General features: G+C 43.9%; 22 protein-coding genes. 14 read left to right on the top strand and 8 right to left on the bottom strand.

Annotated features, from left to right (window positions below):
* The first annotated feature begins 197 nt into the window (after positions 1-197).
* On the top strand, positions 198-1505 hold the full coding sequence (gene trhP / locus OE749_RS09125) for a prephenate-dependent tRNA uridine(34) hydroxylase TrhP (protein ID WP_404828161.1): 1308 nt from the start codon (positions 198-200) through the stop codon (positions 1503-1505).
* Between the two features lie 94 nt (positions 1506-1599).
* Here the strand turns inward: trhP and OE749_RS09130 are convergent, their stop codons facing one another.
* Positions 1600-1875, bottom strand: a complete 276-nt coding sequence (locus OE749_RS09130; RefSeq protein WP_263712139.1) for a hypothetical protein — start codon at positions 1873-1875, stop codon at positions 1600-1602.
* 149 nt (positions 1876-2024) lie between these two features.
* Here OE749_RS09130 and OE749_RS09135 point away from each other — a divergent pair, with 149 nt between their 5' ends.
* The 6 genes from OE749_RS09135 to OE749_RS09160 all read left to right on the top strand — a co-directional run bounded on the left by OE749_RS09135 (position 2025) and on the right by OE749_RS09160 (position 6325).
* Positions 2025-2453, top strand: coding sequence for a hypothetical protein (locus tag OE749_RS09135; protein ID WP_263712140.1), 429 nt, complete (start codon positions 2025-2027; stop codon positions 2451-2453).
* Positions 2454-2770: 317 nt separating this feature from the next.
* Positions 2771-3016 (top strand): YfhL family 4Fe-4S dicluster ferredoxin, encoded by a 246-nt coding sequence (locus OE749_RS09140; RefSeq protein ID WP_263712141.1) that lies wholly within the window; start codon positions 2771-2773, stop codon positions 3014-3016.
* 147 nt (positions 3017-3163) lie between these two features.
* Positions 3164-3448: a hypothetical protein gene (locus OE749_RS09145; RefSeq protein WP_263712142.1), complete on the top strand. Its 285-nt coding sequence runs from the start codon at positions 3164-3166 to the stop codon at positions 3446-3448.
* A 10-nt stretch (positions 3449-3458) separates the two neighbouring features.
* Positions 3459-5111, top strand: coding sequence for a PepSY-associated TM helix domain-containing protein (locus tag OE749_RS09150; RefSeq protein WP_263712143.1), 1653 nt, complete (start codon positions 3459-3461; stop codon positions 5109-5111).
* A gap of 2 nt (positions 5112-5113) precedes the next feature.
* Positions 5114-5359: a hypothetical protein gene (locus OE749_RS09155; RefSeq protein ID WP_263712144.1), complete on the top strand. Its 246-nt coding sequence runs from the start codon at positions 5114-5116 to the stop codon at positions 5357-5359.
* Between the two features lie 96 nt (positions 5360-5455).
* Positions 5456-6325: a LysR family transcriptional regulator gene (locus OE749_RS09160; protein WP_263712145.1), complete on the top strand. Its 870-nt coding sequence runs from the start codon at positions 5456-5458 to the stop codon at positions 6323-6325.
* A 12-nt stretch (positions 6326-6337) separates the two neighbouring features.
* Here OE749_RS09160 and OE749_RS09165 read toward each other — a convergent pair whose 3' ends face one another.
* Together OE749_RS09165 and OE749_RS09170 are read right to left on the bottom strand one after the other, a co-directional pair.
* Positions 6338-7432: an agmatine deiminase family protein gene (locus OE749_RS09165; protein WP_263712146.1), complete on the bottom strand. Its 1095-nt coding sequence runs from the start codon at positions 7430-7432 to the stop codon at positions 6338-6340.
* A gap of 234 nt (positions 7433-7666) precedes the next feature.
* Positions 7667-8242: a hypothetical protein gene (locus OE749_RS09170; protein WP_263712147.1), complete on the bottom strand. Its 576-nt coding sequence runs from the start codon at positions 8240-8242 to the stop codon at positions 7667-7669.
* Positions 8243-8636: 394 nt separating this feature from the next.
* On the opposite strand from OE749_RS09170, the gene OE749_RS09175 reads away from it, so the two are divergent.
* The 3 genes from OE749_RS09175 (at position 8637) to OE749_RS09185 (ending at position 13200) form a co-directional block, all read left to right on the top strand.
* Positions 8637-11069, top strand: coding sequence for a TonB-dependent receptor (locus OE749_RS09175; protein WP_263712148.1), 2433 nt, complete (start codon positions 8637-8639; stop codon positions 11067-11069).
* A gap of 317 nt (positions 11070-11386) precedes the next feature.
* Positions 11387-12856 (top strand): PepSY-associated TM helix domain-containing protein, encoded by a 1470-nt coding sequence (locus OE749_RS09180; RefSeq protein WP_263712149.1) that lies wholly within the window; start codon positions 11387-11389, stop codon positions 12854-12856.
* Entirely contained in the window at positions 12850-13200 is a 351-nt protein-coding gene (locus OE749_RS09185; protein ID WP_263712150.1) for a DUF3325 domain-containing protein, read from the top strand. Before OE749_RS09180 ends, OE749_RS09185 begins: the two co-directional genes overlap by 7 nt.
* An 11-nt stretch (positions 13201-13211) precedes the next feature.
* Here the strand turns inward: OE749_RS09185 and OE749_RS09190 are convergent, their stop codons facing one another.
* The 4 genes from OE749_RS09190 to OE749_RS09205 all read right to left on the bottom strand — a co-directional run bounded on the left by OE749_RS09190 (position 13212) and on the right by OE749_RS09205 (position 16579).
* The gene (locus OE749_RS09190) at positions 13212-13472 is read right to left on the bottom strand and encodes a TIGR03643 family protein (RefSeq protein WP_263712151.1); all 261 of its coding nucleotides are present in this window, start codon (positions 13470-13472) and stop codon (positions 13212-13214) included.
* A 122-nt stretch (positions 13473-13594) separates the two neighbouring features.
* Positions 13595-14353 carry an ABC transporter permease gene (locus OE749_RS09195; protein ID WP_263712152.1) on the bottom strand — a complete coding sequence of 253 codons (759 nt, stop codon included), beginning with the start codon at positions 14351-14353 and terminating at the stop codon, positions 13595-13597.
* Between the two features lie 2 nt (positions 14354-14355).
* Positions 14356-15288: an ABC transporter ATP-binding protein gene (locus OE749_RS09200; RefSeq protein ID WP_263712153.1), complete on the bottom strand. Its 933-nt coding sequence runs from the start codon at positions 15286-15288 to the stop codon at positions 14356-14358.
* A gap of 97 nt (positions 15289-15385) precedes the next feature.
* Entirely contained in the window at positions 15386-16579 is a 1194-nt protein-coding gene (locus OE749_RS09205) for a dipeptidase (RefSeq protein ID WP_263712154.1), read from the bottom strand.
* A 370-nt stretch (positions 16580-16949) separates the two neighbouring features.
* Here OE749_RS09205 and OE749_RS09210 point away from each other — a divergent pair, with 370 nt between their 5' ends.
* The 4 genes from OE749_RS09210 (at position 16950) to OE749_RS09225 (ending at position 20745) form a co-directional block, all read left to right on the top strand.
* A complete protein-coding gene (locus tag OE749_RS09210; RefSeq protein WP_263712155.1) occupies positions 16950-18566 on the top strand; it encodes a glycerol-3-phosphate dehydrogenase/oxidase in 1617 nt (538 codons plus the stop codon).
* Between the two features lie 31 nt (positions 18567-18597).
* The gene (locus OE749_RS09215) at positions 18598-19059 is read left to right on the top strand and encodes a GNAT family N-acetyltransferase (RefSeq protein ID WP_263712156.1); all 462 of its coding nucleotides are present in this window, start codon (positions 18598-18600) and stop codon (positions 19057-19059) included.
* A 125-nt stretch (positions 19060-19184) separates the two neighbouring features.
* A complete protein-coding gene (locus OE749_RS09220; protein ID WP_263712157.1) occupies positions 19185-19589 on the top strand; it encodes a hypothetical protein in 405 nt (134 codons plus the stop codon).
* Between the two features lie 391 nt (positions 19590-19980).
* Positions 19981-20745 (top strand): SapC family protein, encoded by a 765-nt coding sequence (locus OE749_RS09225; RefSeq protein WP_263712158.1) that lies wholly within the window; start codon positions 19981-19983, stop codon positions 20743-20745.
* Positions 20746-20826: 81 nt separating this feature from the next.
* Here OE749_RS09225 and glpK read toward each other — a convergent pair whose 3' ends face one another.
* Entirely contained in the window at positions 20827-22320 is a 1494-nt protein-coding gene (gene glpK / locus OE749_RS09230) for a glycerol kinase GlpK (protein ID WP_263712159.1), read from the bottom strand.
* Positions 22321-22547: the final 227 nt, after the last annotated feature.

The following is a 22547-nucleotide window of genomic DNA, read 5'->3' on the forward strand; positions in this document are numbered from 1 at the left end:
AAAGTGTGAAAATATTCTCTCTTTATAATTCGGGCGCGCGCGTTGGCAGCCTAAACGAATAGGTGTGCATTCGGACGAAAGCACACCTGATTGTGCCTTGTTGTTCCCTTTCTTCGCGCGGTTTGACTTATTGAATCGAGGACCACACATTGCAAACTCAAACCGAATTGTTATTACCTGCGGGCAGCTTGAAGCATATGCGCTATGCCTTTGCATTTGGCGCTGATGCCGTTTACGCAGGGCAGCCACGCTATAGCCTTAGAGTCCGAAACAATGAATTTGATATTCACAAACTAGGCATTGGCATTGCCGAAGCGCATCGGTTAGGTAAGCAGTTTTATGTGGTCAATAACATTGCCCCCCACAATAAGAAAGTGGACACCTTTTTAAAAGACATTAAACCCGTAGTGGCGTTAAAGCCGGATGCTTTGATTATGTCTGATCCAGGGTTGATTATGATGGTACGTGAAGCGTTTCCAGATCAGGTCATTCATTTGTCGGTGCAAGCCAATGCAGTGAATTATGCGTCTGTGAATTTTTGGCAGCAGCAAGGGATTAAGCGTGTGATCTTGTCTCGTGAATTATCTTTAGATGAAATTGAAGACATTCGTCAGCGTTGTCCCGATATCGAGTTAGAGGTCTTTGTACATGGTGCTTTGTGTATGGCCTACTCAGGTCGGTGTTTGCTGTCTGGCTACATTAACAAACGGGATCCTAACCAAGGTGCGTGTACAAATGCGTGTCGTTGGTCATATAGTGCCGCTGACGCTAAACAGGACGATGTAGGAAATATCGTTGCTATGGATGCAACGCCTACCTTGGGCATGGGAGCGAGTACAGAGCGCATGATGTTATTGGAAGAGCAGCAAAAACCCGGCGAGTTTATGCCCGCGTTTGAAGATGAACATGGCACCTACATTATGAACTCGAAAGACTTACGCGCTATTGAGCATGTAGAGCGGTTGGTTAATATGGGCATTGATTCGTTGAAAATCGAAGGTCGAACTAAGTCATTTTATTATGTTGCGCGCACCGCACAGACCTATCGCCGCGCAATAGATGATGCAATTGCGAATAACGGGTTTAACCCAGAGTTAATGCAAGATCTTGATAAACTGACGAATCGTGGGTACACCGAAGGCTTCTTGCGTCGCCATACGCATGATAGTTATCAAAACTATGAAACAGGCAGTTCAGTCAGTCACCTTCAGCAGCTAGTGGGTGAAGTCATTGACTTTGACCACAAAGCGTCAATGGCCACAGTCGACGTGAAAAATAAGTTTCTACTAGGCGACAGTCTGGAGTTAATGACACCCAAGGGCAATGAGCACATTCATGTCGAGTACATGACAGACTTAAAAGGTAATGCGCTAGATGCTGCCATGGGATCAGGGCATATTGTGCGATTGAAAGTCCCGCCAAGAAAAGTGCTTTGCCGAGGCATTGTGCTCAGAAATTTACCTCAAGGCACGGATACCCGCGCGCCCTTTATAGAGGTGTTGTAGATAACGTTACGCTTTGAATTGATATCTCGTTGTGCCTATTTGGCATGCCAATGGAGGCAGGTGAATAAGTAGAGTGAACGCAATTATTCAAGAATCAAGATAGGTTTAATTGCTTGATAATTATGGTCAATAGATCTTCAGCATCAGAGTATTCTATCTCAGCCGCTCTACTGATATCTAAAATTAGGTTATCTACATTCGCATCATTGCTGAAAAGCTGCTCAACAATAGATGTAAGGGACTCTGAACTTGCAATACTGTGTGTGTCGCTAGCCAGCCTCATTGCGCTGGCTTTTTGTTCATCATAGTCTTGAGCTTCCATATTGAACGCCTCGAAGAAATGGACAATGCCAATCCAGAACTGAAACATGACATTGTCTCAACTGGCTATCCACTTCGAAGGGCGACTGGACGGCATTCTAGATATTTAAGCCCGATTAGCTGACACAGAATTCTGAACGCCCTCTGGCAAGATCATTGCGAACTGTACATTAGTAAAGAAAAACTTTGGAGCTTAGTATGATAAAATCAACATCTTATTTAGTAGTAATTTTTGTTTCAATATTATTGGTTACTAATGGAACAGAGGAACTTTATAAATTTGTTAATTTGTACTCTCTGTTTATATATTTTTTTATTCTTTTCTCTTTTAGTTTTCTTAAATTTGGTATTAAAAACAGTATTTTTTGCCTTTCAAAAGCCTTATCTATCAGTGATGTGGATTCTGGCTTAGTAAGCTCTTTTTATAGGTTTCAATATAAATTTTCGTATTCGGTTGCGGTCATATGCTTTGTATCAGGGGCAATAATAATCTTAATCAGTAGTGGTGGTTCTGAATTGCCAGGAGGCGGAACCATTGCTCAAGCATTCGGAATAAACGGGCTAATTGTTTTTTATGCGGTCATTTATTCAGAATTGTTGTGTAGACTTAAATTTAATAAGGATTAATTATGAAATTTTACGCACTAGCTAGGCTAAGGAGCTAATGGGAATTGTATACTATCAATTTCAGCTTTTTGTAACTTTGTTGAAATGAAACCCATATTTTATCAGGGCTGCAGTCGTGTTGAGTGGGCTTACACACTCACATGAAATGATGGTAAAATTAGTCTCGTGCAAAGAAAATTTACACACGGTAGTCAATTTTGTGCTTCAGATCATGAATGGTGGTGAACGCTTTTGGTTATTATGAGTTAAATGAGCAAATTTTTTTGTACTGAAATTGGCTCTTGTTATATAGGTATTTTATAGGGAAATACAAATAGATGGCGCTAACAATACTAAGCAGCTGCATTAATTGCGATATGTGTGAGCCCGAGTGCCCGAATCAGGCCATTGTGATGGGGGCGGAAATATACGAAATTAATCCAGACAAATGCACTGAGTGCGTAGGGCATTATGACACGCCTCAGTGCGTGGCTGCATGCCCCATAGATTGCGTTGTTCCTGATCCGCAACACGAAGAGAGTTTAGCGCAGTTAGCTGATAAGTTTGTCATGCTTACCTCATAATCAAACAGCGCAGAGTGGATGATACGCGCCTTACAAACGGTAAGTAGTGGAAATTATTAAATAGTAATAATTTTCATTTGTAATAAGTTTTACATGTAACATCAAATCTATTACTCTTTGGGCATTCAAAGACTAGGGAATGCCCCCATGGACGAAACCAGCGCTAAACACACTTTTACTCATATTCGCTCCCGTCATGTTGCAGCCATTGTCATGACATTGCTGACGGCAACCATCATGATTCCGGGGATGACGACGTACCTACCCTTTGCGATCGCTGACAAAATCGGTGTGCCTATTTTTCTCTTCCCGTTTATTTGGGTCGGTCTGTTTTTGTATTGCTATATGGCAAAAAAGAGTGCGCATGCATGGATAATGCTTTGGGGATTAGCATTGGTGCATGGGCTGTTGTCGTTCTGGGCACTTAAGTAAGGATAGATTGATGAAAAGCACAGACATTAAAAAGCTGTATCTGGTGCACAGTTGGGTGGGGCTTGTGACTGGCGTTCTACTTTTTGTTATTGCGCTTACCGGGGCGATGTCGGTATTTGGTCGACCAGAAATTAAAATATGGGCAAACCCAGATATTCGTTCGGGTATTGATATAGACACCCAACGTATAGAAACACTGATTGAAACCCATGCCAGTCATTTGCCAGCGCGTTTTCATGAGGAAATTTTGGTATTTATGCCGGGCACGCGCAGTTATGCCAACTTACGTATTCTGTTTGAAGATCATGAAAATGAAGAAGCGGTGTATTTGACCTTCGATAATCAAACTCTCGAAGTGATAGACCGGCAAGATGGCACACCTCGCGAAGTGTTTGCACAACGTAGAACCGATATCGCCGATTTTATTGTCGACTTTCATGCAGATTTACATTTGGGTCGGCCTGTTGGCCTGTTGCTGACGGGCTTACTGGGCTTAACTCTCATGGCATCCATCGTGACGGGTTTTATTATTCATCGCCAAAAATTAAAGCAGTTATTTACTTTTCGTTGGCGCAGAAGCACAGATATCACGCTAGCAGACAGCCATAAACTGTTTGGTGTATGGGGCATGATTTTTCATGGTGTGATTGGGTTTAGTGGAGCTTTTCTCGGATTAGCTACAGTATTACTTATTCCCGCTGCGGCGTTTGTTAGCTTTGGTGGTGATCAGGATAAATTGATCGAAACCTTTAATACCACACCCGAGCCCGTACTGGCGCAAGTTCAGGCACCCACTCGCATCGCAGATGCGCTTGAGCATGCATTGTCATATGACCAAGATATGCGAATGGAAGTGATGAGCATTTATGGTTACAACGATAAAAATGCTGTGATTTATGTCAGTGGTGTCGGCAGTGACAACGTTTCTAGGCAAATCCTCAAATACGCAGGCGCCGAAGGTCACCTTGATGACGTCTTTGGCCAATTTGAAAAAGTGGGAGGCGTAACCAGTTACATTTTGGATCTTATGTTCCCACTTCATTTCGGTAATTTTGGGGGGCCTTTTGTAAAGCTACTATGGACCGTGCTAGGTCTTAGCACGGCCTTACTTCCTTTGAGTGGCTTAATGTTGTGGATAGAGCGTGGTGTAAAAGCCAAGCAATCGAGTGTTTCGCTAAATACCTATACGCGTTTTAATCGTTTGATTACAGGCGCTTGTGGCGGCATTGTACTGGCGTGCGCTGCGCTGTTTCCAACGCAACTTTACTTAATTGCCACAGACACCATTCATAATACAGGCTTTATTATAGGGTGTGTGTTTTTCAGCTTATGGCTATTGGCAATTGCGTGGGCGTTTCTAGCGCCTTCCGTCTCTTCTGCGGCAAAACATATATTGTATACTGCGGGCGTTATACTACTGAGTGTATTACCGCTGAATACGCTGATTACGGGCGATTCGGTGCTCACAAGCACGGTAAACCAGCAATGGGAGACCTTAATTGCTGATGTAACGTTGTTTGTACTGGGAGCCTGTATGGTGTTTTTCACGCGCAAAGGTGTGAAAGCGAGCCAGAGCGCAACGCAGGCCAATAAGACACAGGATGATACGTCATCAGCGCCAACAAATACCGCTACGCAGCATGTAGTCAGACTCGGAGATTAGAGATGGAAAGTGTATTGGTTTTAATCGCGTTAGCAATGCAATTCTCTGGGCTGATGGTGCTTAAATCTCGCCATGGATTGACCGCGCATATTGGCAAGCGAGCGTTGGGGCTTATGCTGTTGAGTTTGTCTTTTGTGAGCTTGAGTTTGGTGTATGGGACACTCGCAGGGTGTCTCATCGGAATCGCACTCATTGGAATGATGGGCATGATTGTATCCATTGTTCCGGCCCGCGCCTCAGCGGGATAAGGCTATCTTATATCGATTGAGGCAGAGAATAAGGGCAGACATCGCTAACTTCGTGGGCTAGGATCAGAAAATTATCATAAGTAGTCTCATGCACATATGAATTTACAACACCTTAAAGCACTGCTATTGGCAATGGAATTAGGCTCTATCTCTGCGGCTGCGCGTAAGCTTGGAAAACGTCAGTCGCAGGTGAGCCAATGGATTGCAGACATAGAGATTGATTTAGGTGTTACTGTGTTTGAGCGAACAGGCAATACAACACGATTGAGCCAGCACGGCGAACATTTGCTTCCCCACCTAGTTCATACGCTGAGTCAGGCTGAACGCTTGATTCAATCCGCTGCTCAGCTGTCTTCTGGCTTGCCTCATACTATTCGTTTTGGTCTGGACGACTATGTGCCTGTTGTCCCTATGATAAAAGCCATGAGAGCGGTGAAGGAGCTTCAATCCGTTAATATTGAAATGGTAAGGGGCAGTCAGAGTGCGCTTATTGCTCATGTGTTAGCGGGCGAGCTAGATGTCGCCTTAGTGCATGAAACGTCGGCGATTAATCGGCCTGATATCGATTTTCGTCATGTAGGGGCATATCGCGACGTGTTAGTTTGTGGTATCACTCATGCTTTGGCATTGAAATCATCAGTCACTCGCGCTGAACTCGCTGAGTGCCGTGAACTACTGTTAAGTGCGCATGAGGCGTCCACTGAAAGTGGGTTCAGCGCGAAGTATGCTATGTTCGATGATATTCATGCTCTGACTACTGCACTTGAGTTAGGGGAGGGATTCGCGCTTATTCCTGAGCAGTGGGTGGCGACACAGCTTGTATCTGGCACACTAAAGCGTCTCATATGTGACTTTCGACCTGAATCCGTCTCGCACAATCTTGAGCTTTGCTGGCGCGCCGAGTTTTTACAACACACGCTCGGCACGCAGTTATTACAAGCGATTCAGGTTCAATACGCAATGTAAGAGGCGGCCCAATTAACCATTTGGTTGATATCGATTCTGTTCTAGCCAGCCCAGATATTTCTCAGCGTTTTCTCCTCTAAGTTGCCACGACATGCACCTCACTCCGCCGCCCATATGACAAACCTGTGAAGATTGCACTGGGATGACGGTTTTGTTTGTCCAGCGCTGTATGTCGGCCAAAGCAAGTTGGTCTTCTGGAATACCAAATTGTGGTAAATAGATACGTGAAGGTGTTACAAGCATATTGGTATATAGACCACACGCAGAGCCAAATTTCTCATCGTAAATATCGCTGTCATCATAGGGGGTGACGATATTGTGGATCGTTACACCGGGTAAGCCTGCTTCTAAATCTTTCTTTAACCTGCGCGCGTAAGCCGGGTCGTCTGGATAAGAGTTAATAACGAGTGTATTTGGCGCGATAAAAGCAACTACACCATCGGCATGCTCCAATCCGCCTTGTTCGTCTGCTTCGATGAATGCAACATGGTCGATAGACGGATAAGCTGTAAGTATTGAGCGGGCTTCGCTTTCGGTCAGTTCATTGTCGCGTAAAAACTTGCGGCTGATTACTACACGGCCATGGTAGTCATCCACAAAGTTACCACCATCATTGAGCCAATCGCTGGCGCGATATGCGAGTTGTGCTGCATCTATTGATTGTCCCAGCTGCGCTTGAACTCGGCCTGCTTCTCCGACGGGGCTTCCTGCCTGGCCGGCTGGTGTATAACGAAACTGGATGGGAGACACCGCATTTGAGAGGCTAAAATCCCGCATCCAGATGTCGTTTTGAGGAACGATGTACACGCGCTTCTCCCCTAACACCTCTGCGTAATCCCAGTATGACATTTCATCTGTGAGTACGATGAAATTGTCGTGCTTAGCGGCCTCTTTGGCATAGGCAACATGGAACTGAAAGATATCATCAGCTACCTCGGCATAGTAAGGATCGTCATAACGTGGAGACGCCACCACGATCAGCTCTTTTTGCGCTAATAAATTCGTATTGCCTTGCTGCATGGTGGGCTCCTGATTAACAGCGTCGAGGTCTTTACTGCAACCTAATAATGTAACAAGCATTAGGCATAGTAGGGCGGGTTTGAACATTGTATTTTCCTATTCGGTTAGCGGATGGAATTTAATACACTCACGGCAGCGCAACGACGTAATGAGTGCACTTCAGCGAGGGGCGATTAAGCCAAAACAATGCATAAAGTAGAGTATAAGAAATACAATGAAAAAGGGCTGAGTATCTGACTTTTTAGATACTGAAAAAGGCGCGGTGAAATATGAACATAAAAAAAGGAAGCGCTTTGGCTTCCTTATTTGGCGTGATTTCGTTTACGCTTTTCTGCGTGCAGCGGCAATTAGCAGTAATGATAAAGCCGTAAGCAGTAAGCCGTGTGGCTCAGGTACTGCCGTTGCTGTATTTTTGTCAGTGGTTACATTGAATTGACCTGCATTCACCGTACTACCCAAGGTGTTAGTGCCGCCAGACCCATTGCTAAAGACAACGTTACCAGAGAAGTTGACCCAAATGCTATCCCATGCGACAAAGCGGCCATTACCGCGGTCTGCTACTGATGCAAAGGTGGTCTGATCGGTAATTGCTTGCCCTTCATCAACAGATGCGTCCCAACTAATACCGTATGTATTTTGAATGTTATCTGGAATATTGGCAGCATAGAATCCTAGTACGTTACCACGAATAACGGCAGCAAATAGGTCGCTAAATAAAGTACCACTTTGTCCATTCAGATAATTTTCAGCGCCGCTGCTAAGGCCTAAACGTGACCATTGTGTGCCATCCACTGCATCTTCGTAAACCAATGCAGGCGATGAAGGGGCAACGTTAATCAACGTAGCTTGCGTTGAAAAAGACAATACGGCTAATAGACCAACTAGAAAGGTTTTCACTACACCACTCCTATACAACAGGTGATAAATTGAATGTATTTTAAATTTTCACGCATTACATAAGCATTATGTGTGCCAATAATAAATTTTAATTAAAACAGCAAGATAAACCTTTTTCTGGTGGTGGGTGTAAAATTTGTTGACGGATTTTTATCTGGATTTTGCTTTTCGATGTAGTTTCTATCGCCTGCCTTACGACATACAGATAGCGTAATAAATGACTCCTATTGTATAAAAGTTAATCAAACGTTTCCTTTTTTGCTAATAATATTCGAATAAATATTGAAAATGATAATAGTTATCATTAATATCCGCGGAATCTTTTGGCTTTATCTCAGAAGCCACCTTAATCGGTGACCCGCGTTACCACAAACTGTTAGTTGTAAGGAATACCATGCATCGTAGTCGTTTATCTTATATTGCCGCGCTTGTTATCGCGAGCGTGTCTGGTAATACATTCGCTGAGCAAGCATCTGTCTCTTCGCCTGCCGAGTCTTCGTTAAAAAACAGCTCCGAAGCGCTTGAAAAGATCACTGTTTACGGTCGCCACAATGCGTTGATTCTGAATTCAGGCACCGCGACTAAGTCCAATATGAGCTTAATGGATACACCTGCAGCAATTGTGGTGGTGGATAAAACCTTACTCGACCAACAAAATGCGTTTTCACTTCAAGACGCACTTCGTAATGTGAGTGGTTTAGGGCAAGCCGGTAACAACTATGGCATCGGTGATAATTTGGTGGTGCGTGGTTTAGGCGTAAATTATGCTTACGACGGGATGTTTGGCGGTGCAGATCTAGAAAATAGCTACAACCCAACCCGTTCACTGACCAACGTCGAGAGCATTGAAGTGTTAAAAGGGCCTGCTACAGGGCTATATGGCATCGGTGCTGCGGGTGGTGTGATTAACCTAGTTGAAAAAAAACCGCTATTTCAATCTCAAACATTGTTTAGCGGAACTATAGGAGAGTGGGATCACACTCGTTTGATGGTTGATAACACTGGACCAATAAACGATAAGTTAGCATACCGTGTTGTGGCAGCGCACGAACAAGAAGACGGCTACAGAGATCTAGGCAATGAGCGTGCGGAAGTTTATGGCTCACTAAAATTCAATGCTTCAGACACGCATGAGTTCTTATTCTCGGCTGCTTACATCGATGATAAGGTGCAAATAGACTCTATTGGACATCCAGTTCGTATTCTCAATCGAGACAGCCTTGCTGGCGAAGGTGATGAGATTACGGCTGATCGCCTTGTGAATGATAGCGATGCCGATAACGATAAAAAATTGGGGATTCAGTTGACTGATGCTCAGCGAGAGCAGCTGGCGGCGTCGATTAATGATACAGATGGTGTTTTACCCTTAGATCTTGGTGCTACGGGATTGATTTCGCCTTTATCTCGTCCTAATGCGGGTGAAGAAGTGCGCATTAAGGTTCGTCATGACGTAGATTTTTCAGCACAAACTAAACTGCGTCATCAATTTCAATACCGTGAATACGATTCTAACTTCGTGAGACAAACCGGTGCATACAATTACGTGTACTGGAATCGCTACGGAGAAATCAATGCTGAGCCTCGCGCACCATTAGAGGTAGATGGTGTGTTATACCCTTACGCAGCGCGCAGACAGGAGTACCGCAAGCAGGAAGTGTCTGAAACGACGCTTCAATATTTTGCTGATTTGCAGTCTACTTGGTCGTGGGGAGCGTTTGAAGGTGAGCATTTGCTGAGTGTGAATTATGAAAACCGTGACATGTCGGTCATGTCATGGTCTGCTTATGATGCAGATGGCAGCAGCGGAGATAATCCCATTCCATATATCTTAGATATTCGCTCTCCTAATTGGCCGACAGGGCGCTTTGAAGATTACGATACAGCGTTGCGTACCAATTATGATAAAGAAGTATCGGCATACGGTATTAGTGCGCAAGAAGTACTCTATTTTGACGAAAAACTGACTGCGCGTATCGGAGTGGCGTACTCGGCAATAGAACAAAAATACCAGCACAAAGGAACGGATCGTGCACCTGAAGCGAGCGCCGAGGCGGATACGGATGATTCAGGTCTTACCTATAATCTTGGGCTGAATTATTCGGTGACTGAGAATGTGTCTACGTTTGTAAATTATGCAAAAGGACGCACTGCATATAGCATACTCGGAGCTGTCGATGGTGAGGATGATCGCCCTGACTCTGAGTCAAAGTCGTTTGATATAGGCGTGCGCTTTACTGCTTTTGACGAAGACCTTTTAGGTTCTTTTGTTTGGTTTGAAACTCGCCGCACTAACTTGCGCTACGGCAATGAACTGTATAACGATAACCCTGAGGATCCTGAGTTCAATGTATCGGTTCCGCAGTACTTTTACGATGATGAGGACAACTCTGAAGGCTTTGAGTTTGATTTAAACTTTGCGCTGATGGAAAGCTGGTCGATGAACCTAAACTATACTCGTCAAGATGCGATTAATATTCGCTCACAAGAGCGTTTAGGCCAAACCAAAGGCGTTCCCAAGCACATGGGCGGCGTTTGGACAGAGTATACGATGCCCATTAATCTTCTAAATAATCCGATCTCATTCAGATTAGGCGCTGATTATGTCGGCGAAAGAACGATTAATTCGACTTCGTTTGGTTTACCCGATGCCGTGATTAATAGCTATGTGGTATGGGATGCAGGCATATCTTATCAGGCTGAAGAGTGGGATGTTCAACTTAATATAAATAATTTGTTTGATAAAACCTATTATTCAAAAGCAATGTTCCTAGGCGGGTTGCCCGGTGAAGAGCGTAATATCAGCCTAACTGTAAATTACAGGCTGTAAACATTGAGACCATCCTCTTACTCAATGCAGGTGGCTAGCTATACGCTAGCCGCTTTGTTTGGAAGTGTTATTGCTGCCTCATCAATGAGCTTTGGCATGATCCCTGTCTTTATTCTCCTATTCGACATGTCGCTGGCAAGCGCGGTGTATCTGACTAGCATTGTTAGCTTTCTCTTTTATCTGACATGTTTACTCGTTTGTTATTGCATGCCTTCATCAATCAAAGCTTGGCTATTTTTGTTGGCTGTTTCGGTAGTCGGAGCCAGTATGTATTGGAGTTTAATGCCGTTATGATGAATACAGGAATTCGCCGGAGTATGATTTGGCTGCATACCTATTCTGGGCTATTGCTAGGATGGTTGCTGTTTGCCATCTTTCTAACTGGTACATTGAGTTACTTCAGCACAGAGTTGACGCATTGGATGCGGGGTGGCCAGGTTTCACAGCACTGGGAAAAAACCGTTCATGTTGCCTTTGATGCACTGGCTGATACAAAGGATGAGGCAAAAAATTGGCAAATCACTTTGCCTGATGAACGAGGCGCTGAAGCGCGAATTCAATGGCGAGATAATGAGAATAAGCGCCATACCATCGAACAAGATAACGTACACGTTAACACGGCAGGTGGACGCTTCTTTGTTGCTTTTCACTATACACTGAATCTACGCGAATATGGCGGTCGATATCTGGCGGGAATCGCTGCGATAGCGATGATCGTGGCAATCATTTCGGGTATTTTCACGCACCGCCGCATCATTCAAGACTTTTTCGTTGTACGCGCTCGCCCCTTACTAAAACTGGTGACGGACGCTCATGCGATAGTCGGTATTGTGACTTTGCCTTTTTGTTTTCTGATCTGTTTTAGCGCACTGGCAATTTACATTAGTTTGTATGTGCCTTGGTTTGCCAATGCACACTTTGAGCATGGCGTGCGCGATATTGATAAGCAAATTACGGCGCGATATCAAACAATTACGCCTTCAGCGGAAATATCTTCACAATTAACCCCAACGCCTGATTTGAAGGCAATTTTGCAAGACGTCAACACCCACTGGAGTGCCAAACAAGTGCCAGTGATACCCATCCGCATCAGTGTTGATGCACCGTTTACAGCGCAAGGGCGGATTATTGTTTGGGGCATAGAGCCGACGTGGGTGTCTAATAAATTAGTGTCGCGCGCTTACAGTTGGAAACACGGCGCGTTTATTGCGTTTGATGACAAAGAGCCGTTTGCTCGAGAAGTACGCCGCGCGTTATACGGTTACCACGAAGCGCATTTTGCACAAACTGGATTACGTTGGTTGCTTTTTTTAAGCGGTATCGCATCGACGTTTTTAATTGGCTCAGGCTGCATTATTTGGTTTAACAAGCGAAAGGATAAAGTAAAGCATCTCTCGATCGGGCATCGCCTTGTTGATAAGTTGAATATCGCTGTAATCGGTGGCTTGCCGATGGCCTGCGCTGCATTTTTTTCAACAAATCGAATGCTGCCTACGACAGTTGTTGATCGCGCTGGCTGGGAGGTATTGGCTTTCTTCGTTGCTTGGGCGGTAGCGTTTGTTATTGCTTGTCTGTGTAAAAGGCAGCGAGCCTGGTTGTTAATCCTGTGGCTATCGTGCGGATTGTTCACGGTTTCAGCGGCGCTGAGTCTAGCAAAAGGTATGTGGACTGAGCACGCTGTGAGTTCGCTGTACTGGTGGGTAACATGCCTGATGGTATTCAGTGCGGCTGTTAATCTGCTGATTGCAAAGGCATTGCAGCGTAGATGGAGTAAAGCAGCATGCTAGTTCTGTGTTTTGTTTTTCTTTGCGTTACGGCTTGGGTATTGGCATTAAGTCAGCACAAACACTTTAAATTGATATTTTCCAAGCCGCCTACGTTGCCTCAGCAGTATGGCTTGCGAGCTATTGCGCTGGCATCAGTAGTATTGTCTTGGGTTATGCTTGACGTTAACTCAAATTTACTTGCAGGTGTGTATTGGCTTAGCTTCGCCACCGTGTCAATCATGCTGACCGCAGCGGTACTGGCAAACAAAGAAGCGGCAAGACAGGCGAAGCGCAAACATGACAAGCGAGCTTCTAACACTTCGTTGGCTCGCAGTCGGAACCAGCCAAATAATCACGCGGCGTAAGCCTGTTTCTATTAGCGTTGTTTATATTGGGTGGGGCAGTATCCACGAGACGTTTCTGGATGTCTTAACTTTATGTGCTTGGTTTTTCTGCCCGACACTCGCGCACGCCACAGTTTAAATGAAGAAGGCTTCAGCGAGCGCCGCATGACGGCAATTACGGCTTTTTCATTTAAGCCATAAAGTCGCTCAATGGCCTCGAACGGCGTGCGATCTTCCCACGCCATTTCAATAATTCTAGAATGCGTTGCGTCGGTAAAAATGTGTTTAGTCATGGCAGATGTTTGGTCACAAAGAGTAGAGATAAAACGCTAATACGTTGTTCATCGCTATTTGGTTTTCGCTGACATAACGTAAACCATCGGTGTGTTTTGACGCATACCACCTGCTGCATGCGCTAATATTGCCCTATTAGATTGTGTTTTCTGGCGTATTTGTCACACCTTGCAAATGCCACCAACCCCAATACAAAGTAACCAATTGAATTTGCTAGCACAATCAGTACGTCAATCACCTCGGCTTGTTGTCCCTCTAACACAAAACTGCGAGCTAAACTTACTGCGGGTGTAAAGGGCAATACACTGATGATGTTGAAAGGAAGGCCGTTTGCGGCAACGATTCCCATTAGCGCAAACATCACTAAGGCATGGATTGCTCCAGTTTGTTTGAAAATCAGGGTAAAGCCACTGATTAAAAAACCAACCCCAACTAAACTGGGTGCACCTAAAAACATCACAAGGTAGAAACTGAAAAAGCTCATCTCTAGCCAATTTTCTGTTAACCACATGGTGGCGTAACCGAGTAATGTAATAAATACAATAGTTTGCAGCATTTCGGCGATGATTCGAGCCATCATCACAGTGGGAAATCCCGCGGGAGACAAAAACAATTGCTCTAAATAACCCCGTTGTGTGTCGTTGCTTACGCTTTTAGAAATACTGCCATAAGCAGACGTTGCAAAACTCCACATTAAAAAGCCGAATACCAATCCATCTAATGACGTAGGTTCAGCGCTGCTAGCGGTTATCGATTTAATACCGTAAAAAAGTCCAATAAAGGTGCCGCCTAATAAGGCAAACCCTGTGACAGTTTCAAACCAATATTGGCGCATTTCATACCATTGAAGACGGATTTCATTATGAATAAGCTGTAACATTTTTAATGGGCCTTCGATGTGGTAAGTAAGGTGCGGTAAGCGTTTTCTATGGTTAGCTCATTGATGCTTAAATGGCTCGGGCGAATGGCATTGTCATTAAGCCATTGGATGGTAGGAAATACGGCATCGGGCAGATTATAAAAAATTTGAATGCCTTTATCTGTCGGCGTCATGGCGATATTTGAAGGCCAATGTTTCGGCACTTCTTTTAATAATAAAGGCAATACGTCAGCGGCGACTTCGATATTGAGCTCATATCGGTACAACTGATCTTTTAAGGTTGAAATATCGCCACTGAATATCTCTTTGCCTTTATCAATCACAATCACACGCTGGCAGAGGCGATCAATAAAGTGCATGTCGTGTGATGTAATAAGAAAACCATGCTCTCCTTGCTGAGCAAAGGATTTTAGCGTGTGCTCTAGTGCTTCAACGGTTTCCATATCTAAGCCCAGCGTGGGTTCGTCTAACAGTAACAGATTTGGGTTATGGGCGAGGGCACACAACAGCGCCGTTTTTTGTTTGTTTCCCGTAGACAAGGTGCGAGTGATATGATGTTGGTACTCACGTAAACCCAGTAAATCTAACAGCTGCTGAATAAATGGCCGAAAGTCTCGTTGTTTCGCATTGTGTAAGCGTGCAAAATATTCTGCATTTTGAATCGGCGAAAGTCGCCAGTTGATATTTCTACAGCCACCTAATACAGCACCCACTCGCTTTAAATATTTGGCACTATGTTTAACCGATTTACCGTCGAAAGTAATGTCACCTGATTCAAAGTCTACTAAGCGGCAAATAGCGTTAATGGTGGTGGTTTTGCCCGACCCATTGGCACCGAGCAGCGCCACGACATCGCCTTTTTCAACAGTGAATGACAAATCAGACACAGCGGTAAAATCACCGTAGTGCTTAGAGAATTGATTGACTGATAACATCCTGTTTCTTTCAGTGAAGGTAAGAATAGTAATGAAATAGGGGTGTTGAGTAAAAACTCAACACCCCTGGATGTTACAAAATGTTAGTTTCCGAGAATTAAGACGCGTTGGCTACGTTTTCAACATCTCGCCAGACTCTCAACAGGTTGTCGCCAAGAATTTTTTTAATGTCACTGTCTGAATAACCGCGGTCTAGCAACCCTTGTACAAGATTTGGGTACGTCGATACATCTTTAAGGCCGATAGGCAAAGAATCACCTACGCCATCATAATCAGAGCCAATGCCCACGTGCTCAATACCGACTAATTTGACTACGTGATCAATGTGATCCAATACGATATTCAAGTCAGCAAATGGGAAAGGTGACTTAGCAATGTAGGCCTCGTCGAAGGACTTATATTGTTCACTGTCTTTACCAAATTGTTTTTCGACAGCCTTTTTCTTTTCGCTCATTTTTGAGCGCCACGCGCGAGCGCCTGCATCAACAAAGGTTGAGCCGAAGTTGATCATCACAACGCCGTTATTTTTCGCCAAGGCTTTAATCATGTCGTCGTCCATATTTCGCTCGAATCCTGGCGTAAATTTGCGTAGCGATGAGTGTGAGGCAATAACAGGCGCTTTAGTGATGTCGATTACCTGATAAAATGCCGCATCAGATACGTGGGAAATATCTACCATAATACCAAGTTTATTCATTTCTTTGACCATGTCTTTGCCAAACGGGCTGAGCCCTTTCCATTGACGACGCAAGTCATAAGATGAATCTGAAATATGATTGCTCATTGAGTGGGCAAGCGTAATATAGCGGATACCGCGGTCATAAAAATGCTTAAGCGTATCTAAGCTGCCTTGTACTGGGGAGCCATTTTCCATACCCATTGGCAGAGAAATAAGCCCTTTCTCAACGTTACGCTCTACATCTGCAACTGATGTTGCCAGTGCGAACTTATCTGGTGCTCGGCCTACTATGGCCTCAACATAGTCAATTAATCGGTTAGCCAATACCGTTGACTCTTTTGAATTATCGAGTGATGCTGGTACGTAAATAGACATAAAAGGTGCATTCAAGCCACCCTGTTTGGCGCGTGGATAATCAAAATCTCCGCCTTCTGTTGCCACCGTTACATCTACCCATTCTTCTTGGAGTCGATAAGGAACATCTATATGTCCATCCACAATGACGTGTTGTTGCGCCAGACTATGGGCTTTCTCTGATGCGCTAAATGTGTCAGTAGCAGCGAAAACGCCTGTGCTACCTAGCAGTATGCAGAGGGATAGGTACTTCATCATAACGAGCTCCTTTTGAATGATTTCATCAATATTGGCGCGATGAATGCTGAGTTTGCCTTGCAGTTTTAGCACGAACGGAGCGCAGTATTTCCCCAATACTAAATAGGGAGTGGGCGAGTTCACGCATGTTAGTTTTTCGTCAGGGCAATAGACTCATCGCACACGAAAACGTGCGAACTATACTCAAGCGAGAATAAGATCAGAAGGTCGATACTACGGGAGCATTGCCTGCTAAGCAAATGATCTTCGTTGAAATTTGCCTATCAGTCGGTGATGATGAAGCTACATCACAAGGCGGAGTGCAATTAATGCTGATAAGGCGTTAATTGCACCTTAATGTCATGATTATCTGAGCCGTGCGGAGGCCAACGTGAGTTCACTACGAGACAGTAATTTGAAGGCGTTTCCGAATACCACGTTTGATGTGTTGATTGTGGGTGGAGGAATAAATGGCGCAGTGTCGGCGGCAGCGCTGTCGGCAAAAGGGGTAAAAGTAGCGCTGATCGATAAAGATGATTTTGCTAGCGCAACCAGCTCGAATTCCTCAAATCTCGCGTGGGGAGGCATTAAGTATTTAGAGAGTTTTGAGTTTTCATTAGTGAACAAACTCTGCCGAAGTCGCAATCATTTAATGCGGCATTACCCTTCAACAGTGAAAGAAATTCGGTTTCTAACCAGCATTCAAAAAGGATTTCGTTTCCATCCTTTTGTTATATTTTTAGGCACCATGTTGTATTGGTTGATTGGACGATGTTTTACGCGTTTACCTATTTACCTCTCTCCTCGAAATCTGAAACAAAGAGATAGCCAAATCGATACTCGTCATGTTTCTGGGGGATTTGAATATTCAGATGCGTATTTACATGATAACGATGCGCGCTTTGTGTTCAATTTTATCCGCTCTAGTATGAGTTATGGCTGCATTGCCGCTAACTACGTATCATGTGTAAATAGCCGTAAAGACCAAGGTGAATGGATTACACACGCAAAAGATGAAGTGACGGGACAAACTTTCAACATTCGCTCGCGGGTTTTAATTAACGCCGCAGGCCCTTGGGTAGATGCGCTAAATAAAATTAATCAGCAAACAACGCAGTATCAGCACGTGTTTTCAAAAGGGATTCATTTGATTGTTCCGCGCATAACAAAAGAGAACAAAGTGTTGACGTTTTTTGCTAGCGATGGGAGATTGTTTTTTGTAATTCCAATGGGGCCAAAAACCTGTATTGGCACGACTGACACTGAAGTTTCAGAGCCCACGACGCGGGTGACGGATAGCGATCGCGATTTTGTGCTATCTAATGTCAATAAAATGCTGAAATTAGCTACCCCCTTAACGACTGCCGATATAATTTCTGAGCGCTGTGGAGTAAGACCGCTTGCAAGAGAAATTGGCGAAGGCACGTCGGATTGGGTGCAGCTTTCAAGAAAACACGCCATTGATGTGGATCAGCATGCTAAGCATATCTCTATTTTTGGTGGCAAACTCACAGACTGTTTGAACGTGGGAGAAGAGATAGTTCGTGCGGTTCGGTCTTTTGGTATTCCGATTCCTTACTTTTCGCGTAAATGGTACGGAGAGCCTGACAAGTCTATCCGAGATGAGTTTTTTCATCGCGCTAAATTAATGGATCTCGACGCACTGACGCCAGCATCGTCTTCAGAGCCATTGTCACAGCGCTTTTGGCGACGTTATGGACGAAACGCCATGTGGATGTTGGAAAACATCAGAGAAGATCCCGCTAAAGGTGTATTGTTGATTAAAAATTCAGAATACCTAAGAGTGGAAATTGAGCATGCTGCGAATAGAGAAATGGTGACGAAGTTACAAGATTTTTTACGTCGACGTTCAAAAATAGCATTGGTGGTTAAGCACGAAGATTTATTGCGCTCACCAGGGTTAAAAGAGGCCTGTGAAATTTTATTTAAAGACGAAGCACATGAAAAATTTAAAGAGTACTGTGCTGAAGTCGCAGAGCAGAAGTAAACTGGTTACATTGTAAATGAATCATACCAACATGAAGATAAAACGGGGTAATGTTGAACACCCTCAAATTATTGCACTGCTTGAAGAGCACTTGTCTGATATGTATGCGACATCGCCCGCTGACAGCGTACATGCTTTGGATATTGATAGACTTAAAACTAACGATATCCATTTTTTTAGCGGTTGGTTTAATCACTCGTTGGCTGGTTGCATTGCCCTCAAATGTTTAAATGATCGAGAGGCTGAAATAAAGTCGATGCGCACCGCTATAGGGCATCGTGGAAAGGGGGTTGCCTCTCAATTATTGGAACACGTCAGTGATTTTGCAACACGACAAGGGATTGAAATGTTGTATTTAGAAACGGGAACTCACGACTATTTTCTGCCCGCACGAACGTTTTACAAAAAGCAGGGATTTCACTATTGCCAACCTTTCGCTCAATATGAAAACGACCCAAATAGTTGCTTTATGGTGAAGGGATTGGGTAACTAAATTCAATCATTCTTATTTGAATGACGGCCTAGCAAACTGTGAAATTCATTTTTATAACGTCTATCTCATGGTACGTTTTTTCGGTTATGATTCTTACCTATTTTTGATGGTGGTTTGATAATAGTATGTATGCAGCTCATGGTGATTTTTCAGTTGTAATTCAAGACGATATTATTGAAGTTCAGTTAATCGGTATGTTTAATCACGAGGGAACAGAGCAATACGTTAACAAAGTAAAAGCCGCCGTGGCAAAATTTGATGGTCGGCCGTTTTCCATGTTAATTGATGACCTTAAAATGGAAGGTGGGACACCTGAAGCCTATGAAATCTTGAACCGCTACAATACTTGGTTGAATAATCAGAATTTAGTCGCCAAGGCACTCATTATTGATAGCGAAGTGAAGAAGTTCATCATACTCGACCGCACACCCGCATTGAAAAATCAAAATGCACGCTTTTTTAAGTCTCGTTCTAAAGCGATAGCTTGGCTTCGCGATGAAATGATGCGAATACCTTTTAAAGAACGGTAACGGTCAATTTTACCCTTTCTCTGATAGAAAAATTGATGCAATAACAATGGCCTAAATGAGTGTAACGACACCAATATCGTATTTGTGCTATCCGTATCTAGTATCCTAGATTTAAATGGGCTAGTATGCTCTTCCAGATATGCCAGCAGTTGCAGGTATCTGTTAATTTTCGTTGTCAATAAAATGAGATTCAGACGCCATACTGGTTAACCGTTCGCGGCTATCTTCATAGTCCGACAAACTTCGGTAAATAGGTTCCACTGCATCATTCGTTTTTCGATTCTGATGACAATACATGCTGGCATGAAAGTTCGAGTAGACCGAACACAGTTTTTATCTTTGCGTTCATCTAAATAGCGCGAAGTATCCTAAAATAATGAGATTAGAATAAATGGCTACAAACTATATTCCCCTAGATAAAGAAAAGCACCGTGCTTTGAAGGTAAACGTCAGACATAATTTTGAATTCGCAAAAGACACGCACTTGTCAGCGGTAACGTTAAGAGAATTCGCTCAGGTTGCGACTTGCATGCCGATTGCGTTAATTAAGGATCCTGCGACAGGTAACCATCACGTTATCGCAATGCTAGGTATAGAAGATAAGCAAAACTTGTTCATGATTGATGGTAAGTGGTCTGGGCACGCCGTACCATTGAATATCCAACGCTTTCCTTTTGATGTTCGTCCAGATGGCGACACATTAGGTGTTTTCATTGATGAAAATAGTGATTTGATTTCGGATAACGGTGAATCGCTATTCAACGATGATGGTGAGCCAAGCGATTTTCTAAAAAATCGTCAGCAATTGTTGGGTGATATTGCCAACAGTGAAATTGCAACACAAAAGTTTATCAAAAAGCTCAATGAACTTGCGTTATTAGAAGAAGTCAACTTAATGGTACATTACGCTGACGGCAAGCAGCGTAATGTGACTGGCATTATTACCGTAAGTGAAGCGCGCTTAAATGCATTGTCAGATGAGCAGACTCTTGATTTGAAAAAGTCGGGTTTTCTTGGTGCTATTTACGCAATGTTATTGTCACTAGGTCAGATGAACCGTCTAGTACAATTGTCAGCTAAAACGGAATCACCTGTTCGTGCAATTCAGCTGCACTTCAATAATGCAGATAAAGCGGATAACGCTGAGAAACAGTAATCTTACCATTTGGTAGACCGCTGAATAGCGGTATATTTCAAAGGAAACGCATTTAAAAGGCAGGTGTTACGCACCTGCCTTTTACTTTGCAAAATCGAGCGTGCTGCTTACAGCACGTTGCCAGCCAGACAATAGTGATCGGCGGGTAGTCTCATCTAATGATGCTGTAAATGTACTTTCTACTGAATTGTGATGGCATAATGCATCGGTTGATGCATAGATACCTGCTTGCAGCCCTGCAAGGTATGCTGCACCAAGGGCTGTGGTTTCCATCACCCGTGGTCGTTGCACTGAAATGTTCAAGATGTCAGAAAGAAACTGACAAGCCCAGTCATTCGCCACCATGCCGCCATCAACACGTAATGCTGTCGGCTTAACGCCGTCTTGCTGCATTGCATGAAGTAAATCGCTTGTTTGATAGCACACAGCTTCTAATGCTGCTCGCGCTAAATGTCGAGCATCTGATGCACGTGTGAGACCATAAATGGCCCCTCGTGCATGAGGCTGCCAATAGGGCGCACCTAGCCCAGCAAAAGCAGGAACCATATACACGCCATGATTGTAGTCTAATTGCTTCGCTAAGCGTTGTGTGTCGGCGGCACGTTCAATAACCTGAATGCCGTCTCTAAGCCATTGCACCGCAGCTCCAGCAATAAAAATTGAGCCCTCTAAGGCATAGTGAGTTGTATCATTGATAGTATAAGCTATGGTTGAAAGCAGTTTGTTGTTTGACTGAACGGCCTGTGCACCTGTGTTAAGTAATACAAAGCAACCCGTACCATATGTGCTTTTAATATTGCCTTTTTCGAAACAGCATTGGCCGATCGCTGCGGCTTGTTGATCACCTGCCACGCCAAGAATGGGGATTGATTCTCCAAGCAGTGCGACCTGAGTATGACCGTAATCATCATTGCACTGTTTTACCTCTGGTAATATAGCCTTAGGAATGCCAAATAGCTTAAGCAATTCGTCATCCCACCGCATGTCATGGATGTTATACAGGTTTGTGCGACTGGCGTTTGTTACATCGGTTGCATGAATGGTACCGCCAGTGAGTCGCCAGATCAGGAAGCTATCTACGGTGCCAAAAGCTAACTTTCCAGATGCCGCACGGGCCTTTGCACCTTCGACATTGTCTAGAATCCATTTGATTTTGGTGGCAGAAAAATAAGGGTCAAGCAGTAATCCAGTGCGCTCAGAGACAGACTTTTCCAAACCTGAGTCTCTTAACGAGCGACAACTATTGGCAGTACGGCGGTCTTGCCAAACAATTCCATTGTAAATAGGCTGTCCCGTTTCTTTATCCCAAATTATTGTGGTTTCTCGCTGATTTGTAATACCGATGGCTGCAACGTGAGCACCTTTTGCTTTTGCCTGTGCAAGCGCTTTTTTACAGACAGAGAGCGTGCTATTCCATATGTCTTCGGGATCATGTTCAACCCATCCGTCAGCGGGATAATGTTGTTGAAATTCTTGCTGAGAGACACTGACAATATCTGAAAATGGGCTAAATACGATGGCGCGGCTAGATGTAGTTCCTTGATCTATGGCTAATATGCATGAGTCCACTGTCATGAGTTATCCCTCTTAAAAAACGCTTAATTTTGACACTGCGTATGGTTATTGAAGCTAATAAGCACAATACACAAAGTAAGTACAACAGAGCCTAGCGCTCCCGTCTAGATTTATATAAAATCTTGTGTCTTATCGAATAAGATAAAATCGATGTTGCTTAACTATTTTAAGCCGAATATTTGCATTGGTAAGTAATTTTCACGCATTTAAGACTATGAATTGACTTA

It is taken from the genome of Fluctibacter corallii (assembly GCF_025751585.1).
In the GTDB taxonomy this organism is placed as follows: domain Bacteria; phylum Pseudomonadota; class Gammaproteobacteria; order Enterobacterales; family Alteromonadaceae; genus Fluctibacter_A; species Fluctibacter_A corallii.

What these genes read in the sequence shown, in the direction of transcription:
- OE749_RS09165 (WP_263712146.1), bottom strand. Translation starts at nt 7,432, where the DNA reads ATGTTCAAACCCGCCCTACTATGCCTAATGCTTGTTACATTATTAGGT.
- glpK (WP_263712159.1), bottom strand. Translation starts at nt 22,320, where the DNA reads ATGACAGTGGACTCATGCATATTAGCCATAGATCAAGGAACTACATCT.
- OE749_RS09145 (WP_263712142.1), top strand. Translation starts at nt 3,164, where the DNA reads ATGGACGAAACCAGCGCTAAACACACTTTTACTCATATTCGCTCCCGT.
- OE749_RS09160 (WP_263712145.1), top strand. Translation starts at nt 5,456, where the DNA reads ATGAATTTACAACACCTTAAAGCACTGCTATTGGCAATGGAATTAGGC.
- OE749_RS09220 (WP_263712157.1), top strand. Translation starts at nt 19,185, where the DNA reads ATGTATGCAGCTCATGGTGATTTTTCAGTTGTAATTCAAGACGATATT.
- OE749_RS09190 (WP_263712151.1), bottom strand. Translation starts at nt 13,472, where the DNA reads ATGACTAAACACATTTTTACCGACGCAACGCATTCTAGAATTATTGAA.
- OE749_RS09140 (WP_263712141.1), top strand. Translation starts at nt 2,771, where the DNA reads ATGGCGCTAACAATACTAAGCAGCTGCATTAATTGCGATATGTGTGAG.
- OE749_RS09150 (WP_263712143.1), top strand. Translation starts at nt 3,459, where the DNA reads ATGAAAAGCACAGACATTAAAAAGCTGTATCTGGTGCACAGTTGGGTG.
- OE749_RS09200 (WP_263712153.1), bottom strand. Translation starts at nt 15,288, where the DNA reads ATGTTATCAGTCAATCAATTCTCTAAGCACTACGGTGATTTTACCGCT.
- OE749_RS09130 (WP_263712139.1), bottom strand. Translation starts at nt 1,875, where the DNA reads ATGTTTCAGTTCTGGATTGGCATTGTCCATTTCTTCGAGGCGTTCAAT.
- OE749_RS09155 (WP_263712144.1), top strand. Translation starts at nt 5,114, where the DNA reads ATGGAAAGTGTATTGGTTTTAATCGCGTTAGCAATGCAATTCTCTGGG.
- OE749_RS09135 (WP_263712140.1), top strand. Translation starts at nt 2,025, where the DNA reads ATGATAAAATCAACATCTTATTTAGTAGTAATTTTTGTTTCAATATTA.
- OE749_RS09185 (WP_263712150.1), top strand. Translation starts at nt 12,850, where the DNA reads ATGCTAGTTCTGTGTTTTGTTTTTCTTTGCGTTACGGCTTGGGTATTG.
- OE749_RS09175 (WP_263712148.1), top strand. Translation starts at nt 8,637, where the DNA reads ATGCATCGTAGTCGTTTATCTTATATTGCCGCGCTTGTTATCGCGAGC.
- OE749_RS09215 (WP_263712156.1), top strand. Translation starts at nt 18,598, where the DNA reads ATGAAGATAAAACGGGGTAATGTTGAACACCCTCAAATTATTGCACTG.
- OE749_RS09180 (WP_263712149.1), top strand. Translation starts at nt 11,387, where the DNA reads ATGATTTGGCTGCATACCTATTCTGGGCTATTGCTAGGATGGTTGCTG.
- OE749_RS09225 (WP_263712158.1), top strand. Translation starts at nt 19,981, where the DNA reads ATGGCTACAAACTATATTCCCCTAGATAAAGAAAAGCACCGTGCTTTG.
- OE749_RS09195 (WP_263712152.1), bottom strand. Translation starts at nt 14,353, where the DNA reads ATGTTACAGCTTATTCATAATGAAATCCGTCTTCAATGGTATGAAATG.
- trhP (WP_404828161.1), top strand. Translation starts at nt 198, where the DNA reads ATGCGCTATGCCTTTGCATTTGGCGCTGATGCCGTTTACGCAGGGCAG.
- OE749_RS09205 (WP_263712154.1), bottom strand. Translation starts at nt 16,579, where the DNA reads ATGATGAAGTACCTATCCCTCTGCATACTGCTAGGTAGCACAGGCGTT.